Source organism: Blastococcus sp. CT_GayMR20 (assembly GCF_004570345.1).
In genome coordinates this window covers 12,331-29,909 of sequence record NZ_SPQM01000028.1, presented here as the reverse complement: position 1 = coordinate 29,909, position 17,579 = coordinate 12,331, and the positions used below count along the sequence as shown (strand labels likewise).

Below are 17,579 nucleotides of genomic sequence, written 5' to 3'. Positions count from 1 at the left end.
GGGTCCAGATTAGGTCGGTGCTCCGACAGGGCGCCGGAACCCCCGGCTCCCCCGCCACGGGAGTCACAGCTATCCGGTTGACGCCGCCCGGCCAGTGGGGCCGTGCGGATCACCTTCCAGCGCATGGCCGACCGCCGTCCGGTCGAGACGCTCGTGGAGCGTGACGACGGCGTCGTCTTCTGCATGCGGGGCGCGGGCGGCGGCGATGCGCTGCCGCACGACCTGGTGCACGCCCTGGTCGAGCAGAGCCTGGGGGTGCCCGACGGGATCTGGGGGTGCGTGGCCGACGGCGTGGTCTGGGGCAGCATGCGCCATGTCACGGGCCGGCAACCGCCGCACGCCGGGGAGCGGTCCCAGCGGCTCAAGAAGGAGCGCGCGGCGAGCATCCAGGCGGCGGAGGCCCTCGCCGAACTGGTCGGCCGGCTCGCGCGGAAGGAGCCAGTGCTGCCCGGTCAGGTCGAGGCCGCCGGGCACTCCCCCGACGCGCTGACTGCCGCCTCAGCCGAGCTTGCCGTGGCCGAGCGCCGGTGGGCGTCCCTGGCCCCGGGCGACACGTGGGTGGTCGAGTGGATCCGGCCCGCCGCGGTCAGGCGGGGAGGGTCGCGGGGTCGGCCTCCAGCAGTTCCCGTTCCTCGTCGCCGGCGATGACGACGGCCCGTGCGGCCCGGACGGCTTCGCGCGCCGCCTCGCCGCCGCCGGCCAGGCTCTGCGCCCGGGCGATCGCCCCGTGGGCGAAGGCGAGGTCCCAGTCGCCGATCCCGTGCCGCTCGCAGATCTGCAGCACGCGCCGCGCGTGGTGCAGGGACGGCTCAGCCCGCCCGAGAGCGGCGTAGACCTGGGGCACAGCCACTCGCCCCGGGCCAGGTTGGCCGGGGCGCCGACGCTTCCCCGTGGTGCCGCGAGGCGTGCGCCATGTGGAGCATGCGGTCGTCCTTGCCCAGCAGGTCCCAGACGCCGTGAAGAGCTCGGCTGCGAGTCTCCGCGGCACTTTTGGACGCCCATCAGCTGGCCTTCTTGCGCACCCGCTTCTTCGGCGCCCCTGCCGCGGCGACGGCGTCCGGGTCGAGGATCTTGGCGAGGTACCGGCCGGTGTGGCTCTCCGGGACCGTCGCCAGGAACTCCGGCGGCCCCTCGGCCACGACGGTGCCGCCGCGGAACCCGCCCTCGGGCCCCATGTCGATGAGCCAGTCGGCGCTCTTGATCACGTCGAGGTTGTGCTCGATGACGATGACCGAGTTGCCCTTGTCCACCAGGCCCTGAAGGACCAGCAGCAGCTTGCGGATGTCCTCGAAGTGCAGACCGGTCGTCGGCTCGTCGAGGACGTAGATGCTCCGGCCGTTCGAGCGCTTCTGCAGCTCGCTGGCCAGCTTCACCCGCTGTGCCTCACCGCCGGACAGTGTCGTCGCCGGCTGGCCGAGCCGGACGTAGCCCAGCCCGACCTCGGTGAGCGTGCGCAGATAGCGGGAGATCGCCGGGATGGCAGCGAAGAACTCCGCCCCTTCCTCGATCGGCATGTCGAGGACCTCGGCGACCGTCTTGCCCTTGTAGTGCACCTCGAGGGTCTCCCGGTTGAACCGGGCGCCCTTGCAGACCTCGCAGGGGACGTAGACGTCGGGCAGGAAGTTCATCTCGATCTTGAGCGTCCCGTCACCGGAGCACGCCTCGCAGCGGCCGCCCTTGACGTTGAACGAGAAGCGGCCGGGTAGGTACCCCCGCATCTTCGCCTCGGTGGTGCTGGCGAACAGCTTGCGGACGTGGTCCCAGACCCCCGTGTACGTCGCCGGGTTGGACCGGGGGGTTCGGCCGATCGGCGACTGGTCGACGTGCACGACCTTGTCGAGGTGCTCGAGCCCGGTGACCGTCCGGTGCCGGCCCGGGACCATCCGCGCGCGGTTCAGCTGGTTGGCCAGTGTCGTGTACAGGATGTCGTTGACCAGGCTGGACTTGCCCGACCCGGACACGCCCGTGACACCCACGAAGCAGCCCAGCGGGAACGTGACGTCGACGCCCTTGAGGTTGTGCTCGCGGGCGCCCTTGACGACGAGCTCGCGGCCGGGCGTCGGCTCGCGGCGCTTCCGCGGGATCTCGATCGCCATCCGACCCGACAGATAGGCGCCGGTCAGCGAGCGCTCGCTCTTCATCAGGTCCTCGAGCTGGCCGCTGACGACGATCTCACCGCCGTGCTCGCCCGCCCCGGGGCCGATGTCCACGATCCAGTCGGCGACCTTGATCGTGTCCTCGTCGTGCTCGACGACGATGAGCGTGTTGCCCATGTCGCGGAGCCGGACCAACGTCTCGATCAGGCGGGTGTTGTCGCGCTGGTGCAGCCCGATCGAGGGCTCGTCCAGGACGTAGAGGACGCCGACCAGCCCGGAGCCGATCTGCGTGGCCAGCCGGATGCGCTGCGCCTCCCCTCCGGCGAGGGTCGCCGCGGGCCGGTCGAGCGAGAGGTAGTCCAGACCCACGTCGACCAGGAACGACAGCCGCGCCTGGATCTCCTTGAGCACCCGGTCGGCGATCGCCCGCTCCCGCTCGCCGAGCTCGAGGCCGCTGAGCCAGTCGGAGGCGTCGCCGATCGAGAGGTTGGTGACCTCGGCGATCGAGCGGCCGTTGAGCTTGACCGCCAGGATCTCGGGCTTGAGGCGGGTGCCGTGGCAGACGGGGCAGGGCACGTCGCGCATGTAGCCCTCGTACTTGTCCCGCGCGTAGTCGCTGTCGGTGTCCTCGTGCCGGCGCTCGAGGAAGGGGACGACGCCCTCGAACGCGGCGTAGTAGCTGCGCTCGCGGCCGTAGCGGTTCTTGTAGCGGACGTGCACCTGGTCCGGCGAACCGTGCAGGACGGCCTTCTGCACCTTGGCGGGCAGCCGCTCCCACGGGGTGTCCATCGAGAAACCGAGCTGCGATCCCAGGCCGGTGAGCAGGCGGAGGAAGTACTCGTTCGTCATCGAGCTCGCCCACGGGGCGATGGCCCCCTGCCCGAGGGTCTTCTCGGGATCGGGCACGACGAGGTCGGGGTCGACCTCCTTGCGCGTTCCGATGCCGGTGCACTCCGGGCAGGCGCCGAACGGCGAGTTGAAGGAGAAGGAGCGCGGCTCGAGGGCTTCGAAGGACAGGCCGTCGTCGACGCAGGCGAGGTGCTCGGAGAAGGTCCGCTCGCGGTACGGGTCGTCCTCGGGGAGGTCCACGAAGTCGAGGACGACGAGCCCGCCGGCCAGGCCGAGGGCCGTCTCGACCGAGTCGGTGAGGCGGCGCTTGGCGCTCTCCTTGACCGTCAGCCGGTCCACGATCACCTCGATCGTGTGCTTCTCCTGCTTCTTGAGCTTCGGCGGCTCGGTGAGCGGGTGCACCACGCCGTCCACCCGGACCCGGGAGAAACCCTGCGTCTGCAGCGAGCTGAACAGGTCCACGTACTCGCCCTTGCGGGCCCGCACGACCGGGGCGAGCACCTGGAACTTGGTGCCCTCCTCCATGCCGAGCACCTGGTCGACGATCTGCTGCGGCGTCTGCCGGGAGATCGGCTTGCCGCAGTTGGGGCAGTGCGGCTGGCCGGCCCGCGCGTAGAGCAGGCGGAGGTAGTCGTAGACCTCGGTGATCGTGCCGACCGTCGACCTCGGGTTGCGGTTGGTCGACTTCTGGTCGATCGAGACGGCCGGGGAGAGGCCCTCGATGAAGTCGACGTCGGGCTTGTCCATCTGGCCGAGGAACTGACGGGCGTAGGCCGACAGCGACTCGACGTACCGGCGCTGGCCCTCGGCGAAGATCGTGTCGAAGGCGAGGCTCGACTTGCCGGAGCCCGAGAGACCCGTGAACACGATCAGTGCGTCACGGGGCAGGTCGAGGTGGACGTCCTTGAGGTTGTGCTCGCGGGCGCCGCGCACGACGAGGCGGTCCATGTGTTCCCTGTCAGTCGCTGTGGCCAGATGCATCATCACTGAGGGCAAGGCCCGCTGTCGCGGAGCTGTTCCCCTCCCCCCGGCGTGCCCCGGTGTCGCGCCCGTCACGCGCGCGGGACGGCGCGCCGCCGAGGGCTCAGACGGGCGCCGTCGACGACGGGGTGGTGGGGTCGAACACGGGTGCGTAGCGGCGCCAGGGCTGGCGGCGCTCCAGTTCTCCGGCCAGCCAGAGTAGTCGTCCTTCGGCGTCCGGGGGGCCGACGAACTGGACCGCCAGCGGCTGCCCCTCGGGGCGGACCCCGGTGGGCAGCACGAGCGCCGGCAGGCCGGCCAGGTTCCAGGCGGCCGTCCACGGTGCCCACCGGGCGTTGGCGGCGATGTTGGCCAGGAACGACCGCTCGTGCCACGGCCGCGCGGGCAGCGGCGGTCCGGCCGAGACGGGGCTCAGCAGCAGATCGACGTCCTCGAAGAAGTCGACCATCTGCGCCCGGAACCGTTCGGCGGTCGCCGGACGGACCAGGCCCAGGCGGGAGACCACCCGGCCGATCCGGGCGTGCGTCCGGCTGCGCGGCTGCAGTGCCGCCCGGTCGATCCCGAGGTGCTCCGCGTCGTTATCGGCGCCGGCCATCCAGCGGGTCATGGCCCCCGCCGCTGCCCCCGGCGTGATCGGTGGGTCCTTGCGGACGACGGTGTGCCCGGCCTCGATCAGCAGGGCCACCATCGCGTCCACCGCGGCGCGGGCGGGCCCGTCCGCACGGGCGCCCGGGACGAGCGACCGGGTGGAGAGCGCGATCCGGAGCGGCCGGCCCGGGGCCGGCAGCTCACCCGGCTGCTCTCCCGCCATCACCGCGTGCGCCACGGCGAGGTCGGCCACGGTCGTCGCCAGCGCCCCGTTCACCGCCATGCCCGACCAGCTGTCGGCGCCGATCTCGGCCGGCACCGTCCCGAGACCGGGCTTCAGGGTCACCAGACCGCAGGCGGCCGCGGGGAGCCGGAGCGAGCCCATGCCGTCGTTGCCGTGGGCGAGCGGGACGCAGCCCGAGGCGACCGCGGCGGCGCTGCCGCCGGAGCTGCCGGCCGCCGACCGCGCGGTGTCCCAGGGGTTGCGGGTCACGGTGCCCGGGCCGTCCGTGGCCCCGTAGAGGCACAGCTCCGGAGCCCGGGTGATGCCGACGACGACGGCGCCCGCCTTGCGCAGCCGGGCGACGACCGGGTGGTCCTTCGTCTCCACGCGCTCCGGGCAGGCGGGCGAGCCATCGGTGCAGACCTCGCCGGCGACGGCCACGTTGTCCTTGACCGCGATCGGCACGCCCGCCAGCGGCAGGGCGAAGCGGGCGAGCGCGGTGTCGATCGCGTGCGCCTCGGCCAGCGCCGCCTCCCGCCGGACCACCCGGAAGGCACCCACGCGGGCGTCCACCTCGTCGATGTGCGCCAGGTGCGCGTGGACGACGTCCACGGCCGTCATCTCGCCGGACTTGACGAGTGCCGCGATCTCCAGCGCCGGCAGACCGACGACCTGGGCAACGCCATGAGGGCGCGTGACAGCTCCGCTAGCGTCCATGACTGGACCGTAACTTCCGCCCCTGACACTTTCCGATCGGAGTCCTGGATGAGCGCCCCGCAGCCGACCTACACCGGCGACGTCGAGGTGGGCGGGCCGGCCGACGTGCGTGAACTGCCCGGCCTGACGATCAGCAAGCTGGCGGTCAGCGAGATGGCCAACAACGCCTACCTGCTGCGCGACACCGCGACCGGCGAGGCCCTCCTCGTCGACGCCGCGGCCGAGCCGGCGAAGCTGCGCGAGCTGGTCGGCGACGCCGCCCTGCGCACCGTCGTCACCACGCACGGCCACTGGGACCACCACCGCGCGCTGGCGGACGTCGTCCGGGAGACCGGCGCGGTGACGGTCGCCCACGCCGCCGACGCGGACGACCTGCCGGTCGACGTGCAGCGAACGGTCGACCACGGCGACACGGTGACCGTCGGCGGGCACACCCTCGAGGTCGTGCACCTGCGCGGCCACACCCCGGGCAGCATCGCCCTGGTCTACCGGGCGGAGGGGGACGGCGGAGTCCACGTCTTCACCGGCGACAGCCTCTTCCCGGGCGGCGTCGGCAACACGCAGAAGGACGCGGCGCGGTTCGCCAGCCTGATCGACGACGTGGAGCAGCGGCTGTTCGGGACGCTGCCGGACGAGACCTGGGTCTATCCCGGCCACGGCAAGGACACGACGCTCGGCGCCGAGCGCCCGCATCTCGCCGAATGGCGCGCCCGCGGCTGGTGATCCCGGCCGATCGCGGGACCGGCGGACTGCCAGACTTGCGCGATGCAGCCGCGCCGACTCCTGCTGGTCCGGCATGCCGAGGCGGCCCACGGCGCCGTCGACGCCGACCGGCCGCTCACCGAGCGCGGGACGCGGCAGGCCGCGGCCGTCGGCGGCTGGCTGACGCGCGCCGGCCTCGGGCCCGACCACGTCGTGGTCTCCCCGGCCCGACGCGCGGTCCAGACCTGGGAGCGGGCCGCCGCCCGGGTCGGCCCGGATCCGTCGCCGGTCGTCGACCTCCGGATCTACGACAACACCGTCGAGGCGTTGTTGGCGATCGTCCGGGAGGCGCCGGACGACGTGCAGACGGTGGCCGTCGTGGGCCACAACCCGTCGATCGGGCTGCTGGCGAGCGTCCTCGACGGCGGCGGGGGCAGCCAGGCGGCGCTACGCGACCTCGAGGCCGGTTTCCCGACGGGCACCGTGGCGGTGTTCACCCTGGCCGTGCCGTTCAGCGAGGTCGCCCCGGGCATCGCGACCCTGGTCGACGTCGCGACGCCCGGTGCCTAGTCCTCCTCGAACAGCGCGATGATCTGGTCGGCCGGCTCGGCCACGTAGAGGGGCACGACCGAGACCGTCCAGTCGGGCCGCTTGTCGTTGAGCTCCACCGCCAGGTCCCACGCCATGCCCGACGCGAGTGGTCCGAAGCACGCGTCGTCCCCGTCCTCCCCCACCGCCACCTCGACCAGCCACTGGTCGGAGAGGTCGGAGGCGAGCTCGGCGACGTCGGGCGCGGTCCCCTCCTCGGGCTCGGGGGCGTCGGCCAGGACGGGATAGATGAGCGCCATGCGAGGACGCTATTGCATGGCGGCGTCGGGCCCCCTGAGGCGGACGTCGTGGTCGCGGGCGGTCCAGACGGCTAAGCAGTCGACCTCCCTCCTCGACGACCTCCGACTCGTACATCCAGCCACGCCACAACAGGGTCCGTGGGCACTACACCTAGAGGACCGCCGAGGACGTCGAACAGCTCCGGATCTCCGGCGGCAGGAACCGCCGGACTCGCGACCGAACGGGTCCACCACGTCCCGGAGGCGGGTCGGCCCGCCTCAGGCCACTGACGGAGGCCGCCCGCCAAGACGGCTCATGGGCACATCGGCAGCAGCCGGTGTCTGCGGTTGACGAATTTCACCTTCCGCGGCACGTTGACATCTGAACGTTCATTCGCCACCCTCGGTTGGGTCGTGCGACCGCGTCTACCACTCCGCCGGGCACGACGAAGGCCGCCGCGGTTTCGGCCACGGACGGGATGGCGTTCGGACTGGAGGCACAGGCATGGGAGATTCACCGGTGCCCTGGCGTGAGGCTCTGCCCGAGGCGGAGCGAGCCATCTACGCCAGTGCAGGTTTCGGTCAACGACAGAAGGTCAGCCGCGACGTGGCTGTGCTGGTCATCGATGTCACCTATGGCTTCACGGGGCACCGGCAGAGCACTCCTGAGGAGTCAAGGTCCGCCTATCCCAACTCTTGTGGCGAGACTGCTTGGGCGGCCGTCGACGCGATTGGCACCCTGACGGCTGCGGCCCGCGCTGCCGGTCGACCGGTGATCTACTCGCGGGACAGCTCTGTCGAGTCGCTCACCGGCGGCGTGTGGCAGCACAAGCACGGCCGGCTGGATGGGCGGCTACCCGACGACGGCCGAATCGTCGACGACATCGCCCCCCTTCCCGGAGACGAGGTCGTCGAGAAGTCCGCGCCCAGTGTCTTCTTCGAGGGAGACCTTGCCGAACGGCTGAAGGCCGCTGGTGTGCGGGATCTGCTGATAGCAGGGACGAGCACGAGCGGTTGTGTTCGCGCCAGCGTCGTCGACGGCTTCTCGCACGGCTTCGGTGTGGCCGTCGTCGAGGAGTGTGTCTTCGATCGGGCCGCGACGAGCCATCGCGTGAGCCTCTTCGAGATCGACCAGAAGTACGGCGATGTCATCACGTTGGCCGAGGCACTCGACTGCCTCGGGACCGTGCCGCAGTCCCCCCCTGCGCCGATCAAGCAGGTCACGAACCACTGATCCACGGAGCCGGCCTCGACGAGCGTTCACGTCACCGCTGCGTGCTCGACTCTGCGATGACATGCCTGCCGAGCTCGTCCGGCCGGCAACAGCCCACGTAGCTCATGGTCTTCTCGAACTGATCGCGCACCAGCTCGATCGCCTTCTCGACGCCCGACCGGCCGGCGGCCGCCAACCCGTACAACGTCGCCCGTCCGAGCAGCACGAAGTCGGCGCCGAGCGCCAGCGCCTTGAGCACGTCGCTCCCGCGACGAACACCGCCATCCAGCATGATCGTCACCGACCCGTCCAGTTCGGGCGCAACGTCACGCAGGACGTCGATGGGGGCGCGCGAGCTGTCCAAGGCCCGGCCGCCATGGTTCGAGATGACGATCGCGTCGGCTCCGTGCGCCACAGCACATCGGGCGTCGGCCAGACTCATGACGCCCTTGACCACAAGCTTCCTCGGCCACAACTCCCGTATGTACGCCAGATCGCCCCAGGTCATCGAGGTCTTCATCGGCGGGGTCGGCGGCGTCGCCGCACCGAACGCAACGATGCGGCGATACTCCCGGGGATAGTTGACATTCGTCGGCAGCCCCGACGTCAGGCCGGTACGGAGGATGACGTTGTAGAGCCAGCGGGGATGGCAGGCCATGTCTCGCAGGGCCACGAGGTTCGGCCGAAAGGGAAACTGGTAGCCGTTCCGGACATTGTGTTCGCGTAGATGACCCAGGCCGTGATCGATCGTGACCACCAGCGCCTCGAAACCGAGGTCACGCGCGCGGGCGACGAGTTCGTATGAATGCCTCGCCTCTTCCCAGAGATAGAGCTGATACCACAGGCGCCCGCCCACCGCAGCGATGGTCTCCATCGGCGTCATCGAGGGGGTGGCCAGGGTGAACGGGATACCAGCGGCAGCGGCGGCTTGCGCCAAGGCGACCTCGCCCTGAGGCCAGAGCAGTCCGGCGGCGCCCGTGGGACCGACGCCGAACGGGGCCGCCACTGGTGCACCGAAGATCCGCGTGCTCAGGTCCCGGTCGGTCAGATCCACGAGATAGCGCGGCGTCAGGCGGACCCGCTCGAACGCGAGCCGGTTCTCGCGGAGAGCGATCTCGTCCTCGGCTCCGCGGTCGAGGAACTCGAAGATGCCCCGTGGCAGGCGCGCTTTCGCTATCGACCGGAGGTCGTCGATGTTCGCACAGCGATCCAGCTTAGCCACCGGATCCCGCAGCCCATGCGTGCGACGTCTGCCCCGGACAGCTCCGGCCCCGCGGGCGGTCCCCTCGACGACGCCCGAGACGTCTGCGAGGCCCACCACCGGCCAGGGCTGCTCGTTCGTCGCTCCTCTTGCTCGTCGTGTGGCGCCGTATCACGCGGTCACTCCCCGACGGTCGTTGAGCACACCGGCCTCGGCGCGCGGCGGATATCCGCGCTCCACGATCACGTCCACCACGGTGGGTCGGCCACCCTCCACGTGCTCCACCGCACGGGCCAGCGCCTGGTCGAGCTGCTCGAGGGAGTGGACAGGGCCGATGCCCACCAGCCCCATGTCTTCGGCCATGTGCGCGATGTCGGGTCGCGGCCCCTCGGTGCGCATACCGATGTGCGCGTTCTCCCGCGGCCGGCCCCGCAGATCGGCCATCCGCGTCTGGTGCAACTCGTCGTTGAAGTAGGAGCCGTTGTTGGCCACCACCACCAGCAGCGGGATCTCGTATCGCGCGGCGGTCCAGAGCGCGGTGATGCCCATGAGGGCGTCGCCGTCCCCCATCACCGCGATCGGCATGCGGCCACTGCCCTTCAGCGCCAGCGCCGCACCGACGGCGATCCCGGGTCCGGAGCCGACCCCGCCGCCACCGTCGGAGCCCAGGTAGGAGAGGGGGTCGCTCAGCGGCCAGTGCTGCGCCTCCCAGGACGTCGGCACGCGGGCCAGTGCCGTCGGTCGGGGGCCCACCGCGGCCCGGAGCCGCTGCCCCAGGAGGCCGACCGTGACCCGGGGTGCGCCGTCCACGGCCGGTGGCGGCTCCGGCGCCGGTAGCACCGCGACCGACGCGTCGGCAGCCGTCTCCCGCGGGCAGTCCCCGGCGGGCAACGCGGCCACCAGGGCGCGCACCGCGTCGTCGGGATGGCAGTTGAGCGAGATGTCGACCGGGGCGAGCGCGTAGTCGTTCTTCGTCCACCCGTTGAACAGTTCGTGCTCGCTGCCGGCCGCGATCACGGTGGCTCCCGGCTCCCGGTCACCGAACGCCGCAGCGAGCGTCCCGCCGAGGTCCTCCCATTCCAGGGCGAGGAGCACGTCCGCCGCGGTGAGCATCGCCCGATCCGATGCGGTGAGAACGTTGCCCGGGGCGTCGCCGTGCAGGGGGTGGTCCGTCGGGAACGCTGCAGCCGTCTTCAGGTCGGTGACGACACGGGCGCCGACGCGCTCGGCGAGCTCGATCCGGCGCCGCCACGCCTCGGGGTCGCGGCTGACCCGCCCGGCCAGGACGACGGGATTCCTGGCGGCGGCCAGGAGCTCCGCCGCCCGGACCACCGCGTCGGCGTCCGGTGCCGACCGCGAGGGCGCTCGATACCGACCGGCCTCGCGCGACCTCCAGGAGACGACCCGCTGCTCCTGCACGGCGGCGTCGACACAGACGTAAGTGGGAGCGTGCGGATAGGCCCTGGTCAGCTGGTTGGCGCGCAGGATCGAGTCGACCGACGCCCTGACGGTGGTCGGCTGGTCGTCCCACTTCACGAAGTCCCGGACGAGGGCCGGCATGTCGGACGCGGTATGGATCCAGTCGATCCAGGGACGCCGGCTGTCGGCGGCGAGGGGTCCGGTTGCGCCGATCACCAGCATCGGCACCCGGTCGCAGAAGCCGTTGAAGATGGCCATCGAGGCGTGCATCAGTCCCACGTTGCTGTGGAGCAGAACCCCGAGTGGCTCGCCGGTGACCTTCGCGTAACCGTGCGCGATGGCCACGGCATGCTCCTCGTGGAGGCAGACCAGCATCTCCGGGTCCTCGTTGCCCAGGAAGTTCACGAGGCTGTCGTGCAGGCCGCGGAAGCTCGCTCCCGGATTGAGCGCCACGTAGGGGACGCCCGACTGCCGCAGGGCCCCGGCGATGGCGTCGCTGCCCCACTCGACCTGTCCGCTCAAGTGCTCATCCTCGCCTGAAGATGACGTTCACGGACTTCGAGGTCGTGTAGCTCTCGAGCTCCTCCAGTGCGTCCTCCACCCCGACGCCGGAGTTCTTCACGCCACCGAACGGGACGCCGGCGTAGAGCCGCGGCCAACCGTTCACCCAGACGTACCCGACCTCGAGCCGGCGCGCGACGGTGAGTGCACGAGTGACGTCGTTGGTCCAGATGTTCGCCGTCAGGCCGTACTGGACGCCGTTGGCGATGGCCACCGGATCGTCCTGGTCCCCCCACCGGATGACCGACAGGACGGGCCCGAACACCTCGGTCTGCTCGACGGTCTGGCCGGGCCGAACCATGTCGAGCACGGTCGGCGGGATGACCAGGCCCCGGTCACCACCGTCCGGGCGCCGGCCGCCCGTGCGGATCCGGGCGCCCTCGGCGACCGCGCGGTCGATCAGGCCGAGGATCCTGTCGTGCTGACCCCGGGAGACGATCGTCCCCTGCTCGCTGCGGGGATCGAACGGCGAGCCCAACCGCCGCGCCTCGATGATCTCCACGGCATGGGCGACCACCTCGTCGGCGATGGCCTCGTGGACGAGCAGCCTCGAAGTGGACATGCAGGATTGACCGGACCACGTGAAGTTCATGCCCTCGACCGCGGCGCGGGCGACCTCGGCGGGGTCCACGTCGGGATAGGCGATCAGGGCGTTCTTGCCGCCCAGTTCCAGCGTGACGTGCTTGACCGCACCCTCGGCGGCGTCCCGCTGGATGGACCGCCCGGTCGGTGCGCTCCCGATGAAGCCGATCCGCCGCACGCGCGGATCACGGACCAGCGCCCGTGGCAGTGCGGCATCGCGGCCCGTGACGACGGAGAGCACACCGGGGGGAAAGACGTCCTGGAGCACCTCGCCCATCAGGAGGGCGGAGAGCGGGGCCAGTTCCGATGGCTTGATGATGACGGTGTTGCCCGTCAGGAGCGGTGCCGCGATCTTGGTGGCGGCGAACATGAAGGGATGGTTGTAGGCCACGATCCGGAGGGCCACCCCGTAGGGCTCGCGAACCGTGAGGTGCAGGTTGTCCGTCGCCGGAATGGTCGAGCCACGTAGCTCCGGCGCTATGCCCGCCAGCCGCCGGACGGCCTCCACCGCCGCGCGCCCGTCCTGCAGGGTCAGCCTGATCGGCGACCCGGCATCGGCGGTGTCGAGGACCGCGAAGTCGTCCAGACGCTCCTCCAGCACGTCGGCCGCCCGCTGGACCAGCCGTACCCGGTCCGGCAGCGGAACGGCCGCCCAGGCCGGCGCGGCGGCGCACGCGGCGTCGACGACCCGGAGCGCATCGCCGGCATCGGCGTCCGGTACGCGCGCGATCTCCTCCTCCGTCCAGGGGCTGATGCTCGGGAAGGTGCGTCCCCCGCTCGCTTCCACCAGCTCGCCACCGATGAGCAGCCGGCGCTGCTCGCCCAGGAGCGCATCGGCGCGCGCAGCGATGGTGTCCGCATCCGCCTCGCCGCGTGCGATCGCTTCCTGGAGCCCGCCCGTCGAGTCGCCGCCCGAGGGGTGTCCCCCGAGTGGATCAGGCGACGAGGCGATGGTGAGGTTCGGACGCACGAGCGACTCCTCGCGGATCGGGATCAGCCGATACGGCTAGCGCTGGAGGGCTTGACGCAGCCCGACGAACTTCTCCAGGAGGACGGTGATGACTATCGAGAAGGCCAGCGTCAACGTGGCGGCGGCGTAGAGCGACGGCGTCAGGTTCTGCTCGCTCAGTGCGAACAACTGCACCGGGAGGGGCGTCGTGCCGGCGCCGGACAGGAACAGCGACAACGGCACGTCGTCGAAACTGATCAGCGTAGCCAGCACCGCCGACGCGATCAGCGCCTGACGGATCACGGGCAGACTCACCTGGACGAAGACGCGGAGAGGTGAAGCGCCCAGACTGGCTGCGGCGAGCTCGAGATCCTGACCGCGCCCTTCGATGCTCGCCACACAGGTCGCGATGACGTAGGGCGTCACCAGAACGACGTGGGCGGCCAGCAGACCCGTGAACGTTCCCCGGAGCGAGACCCCACTCATCAGCTGGTACAGGACGTACGCCTGGTACAGGCTCATGCCGAGCACGATCCGCGGCACCTGCAGCGGACTCCGGAAGAAGGTGTCCACGGTCCGTGGCAGCACACCGCGGGTCCGCGCCAGCCAGAAACTTGCCGGCACCGCGAGTGCGACACTCAGGGCAGCCGCCATCGCCGCCAGTTGGAGGCTCAGGAAGAACGCCTCGTACAGGGCCGGCGAGATGGCTCCGTACGAGGACAGACTCCAGCGGCGCGGAGGCACGTCGAGAGCCGGCACCCGGTTGAAGGACGCGAGCACGACCACGACCACGGGCGCGAGCAGGAACACCATCGAGACCGTTCCGGCGACCCAGAGTGCGCCGTGGGACAGGCGGTCCATGACCCGCTGGACCCGGCCCTGCCGGAGTTCACCGACGTTCCTGCCCAACCCGGACGATCCGCCCGTCGGCGCGTCGCGGACGTCCGCGCCCATGCCCGTCACCGTCACGAGGAGGTCCCCCTTCTCCCGATCCTGAACCGGGAGTAGCCGAGCGAGATCGCGACGGTGAGGAGAACGATCACGAACAGGATCACGGCCAGCACCGCGGCACGCGGATAGTTGAGCGCAGTCGTGGCATCCGAGTACATGAGGATCGAGAGCACGCCGACGCGGCCACCACCCAGCAGCACGGGCGTGGTGAAGGCCCCGGCCGTGGTCGCGAACGCGAGCATCCCCACGGCCACGCACCCGGTGATGGTCTGCGGCAGGAAGATCCGGGAGAAGATGGACCATTCACTGGCGCCGAGACTGCGCGCCGCCATCACCTGGGTCGGCGGCACCTGCTGCATGACGGGCATCAATCCGATGATCACGATCGGAAGAACCGCGTGGACCGTACCGATGACGACCGCGGTGAAGTTGTTGCTGATGTCGAGCGGTTCGTCGATGAGGCCCGAACCGATCAGCACATCGTTGATGGGGCCGTTCCTCGCGAGGAGAACCCGCCATCCGAGGATCATGGCGACCGTGCTGCTGAACATGGTGGCGGCGGTCGCCATGAAGAGGAAGCCACCCACGCGCCGGAACCGGACGATGAGATAGGCGATGGGATAGGCGAGAGGGAGCACGAAGATCGTCACCAGGGAGCACAGCACGATCGTCTGCCAGATCGCGGACAGGTAGAACTCGCTCCCGAGCACGTCGGCGAAGGTTCCGAAGCCGGGGGGACCGGTCACCTCGCCGAACAGGGCCGGCCGGTAGAAGGCCAGCCGGAAGAAGTAGATCTGCGGGATGACGAAGAACGCTACGTACAGGACGAGCAGTGGCGCGACCTTGACCCCACCGATACGCCAGGACCCCACCCGGCGGAGCGCGGCACTCCCCCGCCGCGGTTTCGGGCTGACGTCGGCCACCCGGTCGGCAACGTCGGTGCCACTCTGCTCACCGGACACTCAACGCTCCTCGTGGATCACGTGGGCGCGTTCGGACCTCCAGGTGAGGTGGACCGTCTCCCCCTGCTGGGCATCGAGCTCGCGGTCGTTGACGTGGAACACCTGGGCGGCCGCCTGCACCGTGATCAGGCCCATCTTCCCGAGGAAGCGGCGTCCGGTGACGATCCCCGTGACCGATCCCGGAACCTCCTGCCGGAAGCAGGCGATGTCCTCGGGCTGGAGGACGACGTAGGTGCGGCCCCCGCGGAAGCCCTGCCCCAGCTCGACGGCTCCGAGCTGACCGGGCAGACCGGAGACCCGGCCCGAAGCCGCCGCATCGGCATCCACCTCCATCACCGTCTTGTTGCCGACGAAACTGGCGACGAAGTGCGTGGACGGCTCGTGGTAGATGTCATGGGGCCGGCCGAGGCTCGAGATGCGCCCCTGGCTCATCACCACGACCTTGTCCGAGAGGGTGAGCGCCTCCTCCTGGTCGTGAGTGACGTAGAGCGTGCTGATACCCAGCTGCTGCTGGATTCTCCGGATGTCGAGCTGCAGCTGCTGGCGCAGCTTGAGGTCCAGGGCGGCCAGGGGTTCGTCCATCAGGAGGAGCCGCGGCCGGATCACGATCGCGCGGGCCAGCGCCACCCGTTGCTGCTGACCACCGCTGAGCTGGGCGGGGTATCGCCTCGCGTACTCGGTCAGGCCCACGAGGTCCAGGATCTCGCCGACCGCCTCGGTCACCTCCCGCTTGTCCATCTTCCGCGCCCGGAGCCCGAAGGCGACGTTGCGTTCGATGCTCATGTGGGGGAACAGTGCGTAGTTCTGGAACACCATGCCGAAGTTGCGGAAGCGCGGCGCCTGGTCATTGATCACCGCTCCGTCGACGGTGACCTGGCCGAGCGTCGGCGACTCGAACCCCGCCACCGTCTTCAGGATCGTCGTCTTGCCGGACCCCGAAGGGCCCAGCAGCGAGACGAACTCACCCGGTTCGATCTCGAGCGAGACGTCGTCGACGGCGACGACGTGTCCGTACTTGACGGTCAGATCCTTGACACCCACGCGAGCGTTGGCCGCGAACGTCACCGATCCTCCTCGACTGGGCGGTACCGCTGGACGGAGTCAGTCCTTGAAGCGCTGATTCCAGGCGTCCACCCACGTCGAGGCATGGTTCGAGAACCACTCCTGGTAGTCGGGAACGTAGAGGTCCTCCGGGTTGTAGTCGCCCACCATGTCGGCGAGTTCGGGATCCTGCTTGGCCTTCTCGAGGAGGTCGGAGCGCGCAGGAAGGTAGCCGTAGTCCGCCTGGATCTTCGACATGGACTGCTCGTTCAGTGAGATGTCGATGAAAGCGTGCGCCAGGTTGGGCTTCTCGGTGCCCTTCACGAGGTCCCACGTGTCATAGAGGCCGATGTAGCGGTAGTCCTCGCCCTCGATCTCCAGGTTCAGGGGCTGGAACTCGATGGGTTGCCCCTGGAGTGCCAGGTTGAGGCAGCGGCCGTCCAGGATCGGCGTCACCCAGACCTCACCCGACTGCAGGCTCTGCTGCACGTCGGCGGTGCTGGTCCAGAAGGACACGGGGGCCGCCTGCTCGATCCTGTCGAGGAGTCCGGAAGGATCGTCGGGCTCGACGTCGAAGTGCGCCGCGAGGGCCGGGAGCGTGGCCTGGGTGTAGAAGGTCGAGATGTCGGGCATCGAGAAGTGACCCTGGAGCGCGGGGTTGAACCAGTCCTCGATGGAGCCCTCCAACTCGATGCCGGCCTTCTGGAGTTCGGCTGTGTTCACGCAGGTGCCGAGGCGGATCACGATGTTGGCAGGCCCGTACCCCTCGTTGGGGAAGACCTCGTCGGACAGGTACTCGCCCGACTCCGCCAGCTTGTCGCGGTCCAGTTCCTGGAGCACATCCGCCGCGATGGCCTGAGTCTGGGTCGGAGTGTCCAGGAAGACGACATCGGCCGGGGCGGCCCCGCCCTTCGACTGCAGCAGCTTGGTCAGGTTGGTGGGCGCTGCCCCGGGGAGCCATTCGATCTGCGCGCCGGTGAGTTCGGTGAACTGCTGGTCGACATTCGCCTGCCATGCGGCGTTGATGTCGGGGGAGCTCCCGAGCACCACCAACGTGCCGCTCTCGAACTCCCCGTCGTCCGTCGCTGCGGCGTCACCGGCATCGCCATCGCCACCGCCACCGCCACCGCAGGCAGCAAGTGCCACCAATGCCAACGACATGATGCTCGGGAGAATCGACTTCGAGCGCCGGTTCATATCGACTGACCACCTAGTGCCTCGTTGAGACTGCGGGGGCGCCAGCTTGGACGACTGAACGTTCAGATGTCAACGGTTCCGCAGGCCTGATGCCCTGGGCGCGGGTCCGCTCAGCGGCGCAGCCGGACCCTCTCCGCTTGGTTCCGCCGGAGGTGACCCGACAACCTGCTTGGGGCGGCTGATCTCGCGGGCCAGGATGTCGAGCACACGCTGCATGCCCCGGTCACCGCCGGCCATCAGCCCGTACAGGTACCCCCCCGGACCGACCAGGCAGACGCGGGGGCCGAAGGGACGGCGGCCGCGATCCCGGGCAGCTGCTCCACTGGCGTAGCGACGGGTTCAGCTGCCGGCGGCTCGTCGGCGGCCACCGGTTGGGCGGCGTCGTCAGCATGTACCCACGACCGTGGAAGCAGCGCCGCGTTCGCCAACGTCCGTACGGTCAGTGCCGGCGCGATCGTGAAGCCGTTGCGCACGTCGCAGCGGCGGTCCGGCGACCGGGGTGTCGACGGTCAGGGCCCAG

The 17,579-nt window shown here is 70.3% G+C and carries 15 protein-coding genes; 4 read left to right on the top strand and 11 right to left on the bottom strand.

The features are described from left to right. Window positions 1-123: 123 nt before the first annotated feature. Complete coding sequence (locus E4P40_RS09290; protein ID WP_135158392.1) at window positions 124-648, top strand: hypothetical protein; 525 nt, start codon at window positions 124-126, stop codon at window positions 646-648. Here the strand turns inward: E4P40_RS09290 and E4P40_RS09285 are convergent. From E4P40_RS09285 to E4P40_RS09275, 3 genes are all read right to left on the bottom strand, one after another. Then, window positions 587-850, bottom strand: a complete 264-nt coding sequence (locus tag E4P40_RS09285; protein WP_167762166.1) for a hypothetical protein — start codon at window positions 848-850, stop codon at window positions 587-589. The two genes, E4P40_RS09290 and E4P40_RS09285, sit on opposite strands and share 62 nt — an antisense overlap. A gap of 151 nt (window positions 851-1,001) precedes the next feature. Continuing rightward, window positions 1,002-3,893: an excinuclease ABC subunit UvrA gene (gene uvrA / locus E4P40_RS09280; RefSeq protein WP_135158390.1), complete on the bottom strand. Its 2,892-nt coding sequence runs from the start codon at window positions 3,891-3,893 to the stop codon at window positions 1,002-1,004. Window positions 3,894-4,029: 136 nt separating this feature from the next. Further along, window positions 4,030-5,454: an amidase gene (locus E4P40_RS09275; RefSeq protein ID WP_135158389.1), complete on the bottom strand. Its 1,425-nt coding sequence runs from the start codon at window positions 5,452-5,454 to the stop codon at window positions 4,030-4,032. 48 nt (window positions 5,455-5,502) lie between these two features. Between E4P40_RS09275 and E4P40_RS09270 the strand changes: the two genes are divergently transcribed. Both E4P40_RS09270 and E4P40_RS09265 read left to right on the top strand, forming a co-directional pair. Further along, complete coding sequence (locus E4P40_RS09270) at window positions 5,503-6,177, top strand: MBL fold metallo-hydrolase (RefSeq protein WP_135158388.1); 675 nt, start codon at window positions 5,503-5,505, stop codon at window positions 6,175-6,177. Window positions 6,178-6,219: 42 nt separating this feature from the next. Beyond that, window positions 6,220-6,726: a histidine phosphatase family protein gene (locus tag E4P40_RS09265; protein WP_135158387.1), complete on the top strand. Its 507-nt coding sequence runs from the start codon at window positions 6,220-6,222 to the stop codon at window positions 6,724-6,726. Here E4P40_RS09265 and E4P40_RS09260 read toward each other — a convergent pair. After that, on the bottom strand, window positions 6,723-7,004 hold the full coding sequence (locus E4P40_RS09260) for a hypothetical protein (RefSeq protein ID WP_135158386.1): 282 nt from the start codon (window positions 7,002-7,004) through the stop codon (window positions 6,723-6,725). The genes E4P40_RS09265 and E4P40_RS09260 overlap by 4 nt on opposite strands. Window positions 7,005-7,488: 484 nt before the next feature. On the opposite strand from E4P40_RS09260, the gene E4P40_RS09255 reads away from it, so the two are divergent. Continuing rightward, window positions 7,489-8,217 carry an isochorismatase family protein gene (locus E4P40_RS09255; RefSeq protein WP_135158385.1) on the top strand — a complete coding sequence of 243 codons (729 nt, stop codon included), beginning with the start codon at window positions 7,489-7,491 and terminating at the stop codon, window positions 8,215-8,217. Between the two features lie 31 nt (window positions 8,218-8,248). Here E4P40_RS09255 and E4P40_RS09250 read toward each other — a convergent pair whose 3' ends face one another. The 7 genes from E4P40_RS09250 to E4P40_RS09220 form a co-directional block, all read right to left on the bottom strand. Then, window positions 8,249-9,418 carry an alpha-hydroxy acid oxidase gene (locus tag E4P40_RS09250; protein WP_167762165.1) on the bottom strand — a complete coding sequence of 390 codons (1,170 nt, stop codon included), beginning with the start codon at window positions 9,416-9,418 and terminating at the stop codon, window positions 8,249-8,251. A gap of 150 nt (window positions 9,419-9,568) precedes the next feature. Beyond that, on the bottom strand, window positions 9,569-11,338 hold the full coding sequence (locus E4P40_RS09245; protein ID WP_135158383.1) for a thiamine pyrophosphate-dependent enzyme: 1,770 nt from the start codon (window positions 11,336-11,338) through the stop codon (window positions 9,569-9,571). A gap of 4 nt (window positions 11,339-11,342) precedes the next feature. After that, entirely contained in the window at window positions 11,343-12,929 is a 1,587-nt protein-coding gene (locus E4P40_RS09240; protein WP_245160225.1) for an aldehyde dehydrogenase family protein, read from the bottom strand. Between the two features lie 36 nt (window positions 12,930-12,965). Then, window positions 12,966-13,877 carry an ABC transporter permease subunit gene (locus E4P40_RS09235; RefSeq protein ID WP_135158382.1) on the bottom strand — a complete coding sequence of 304 codons (912 nt, stop codon included), beginning with the start codon at window positions 13,875-13,877 and terminating at the stop codon, window positions 12,966-12,968. Then, window positions 13,874-14,821 (bottom strand): ABC transporter permease, encoded by a 948-nt coding sequence (locus tag E4P40_RS09230; RefSeq protein WP_135158381.1) that lies wholly within the window; start codon window positions 14,819-14,821, stop codon window positions 13,874-13,876. Before E4P40_RS09230 ends, E4P40_RS09235 begins: the two co-directional genes overlap by 4 nt. Next, complete coding sequence (locus tag E4P40_RS09225; RefSeq protein WP_135158380.1) at window positions 14,822-15,886, bottom strand: ABC transporter ATP-binding protein; 1,065 nt, start codon at window positions 15,884-15,886, stop codon at window positions 14,822-14,824. It lies immediately after the preceding gene. A 36-nt stretch (window positions 15,887-15,922) separates the two neighbouring features. Further along, on the bottom strand, window positions 15,923-17,059 hold the full coding sequence (locus E4P40_RS09220) for an extracellular solute-binding protein (RefSeq protein ID WP_135158379.1): 1,137 nt from the start codon (window positions 17,057-17,059) through the stop codon (window positions 15,923-15,925). Between the last annotated feature and the right edge of the window lie 520 nt (window positions 17,060-17,579).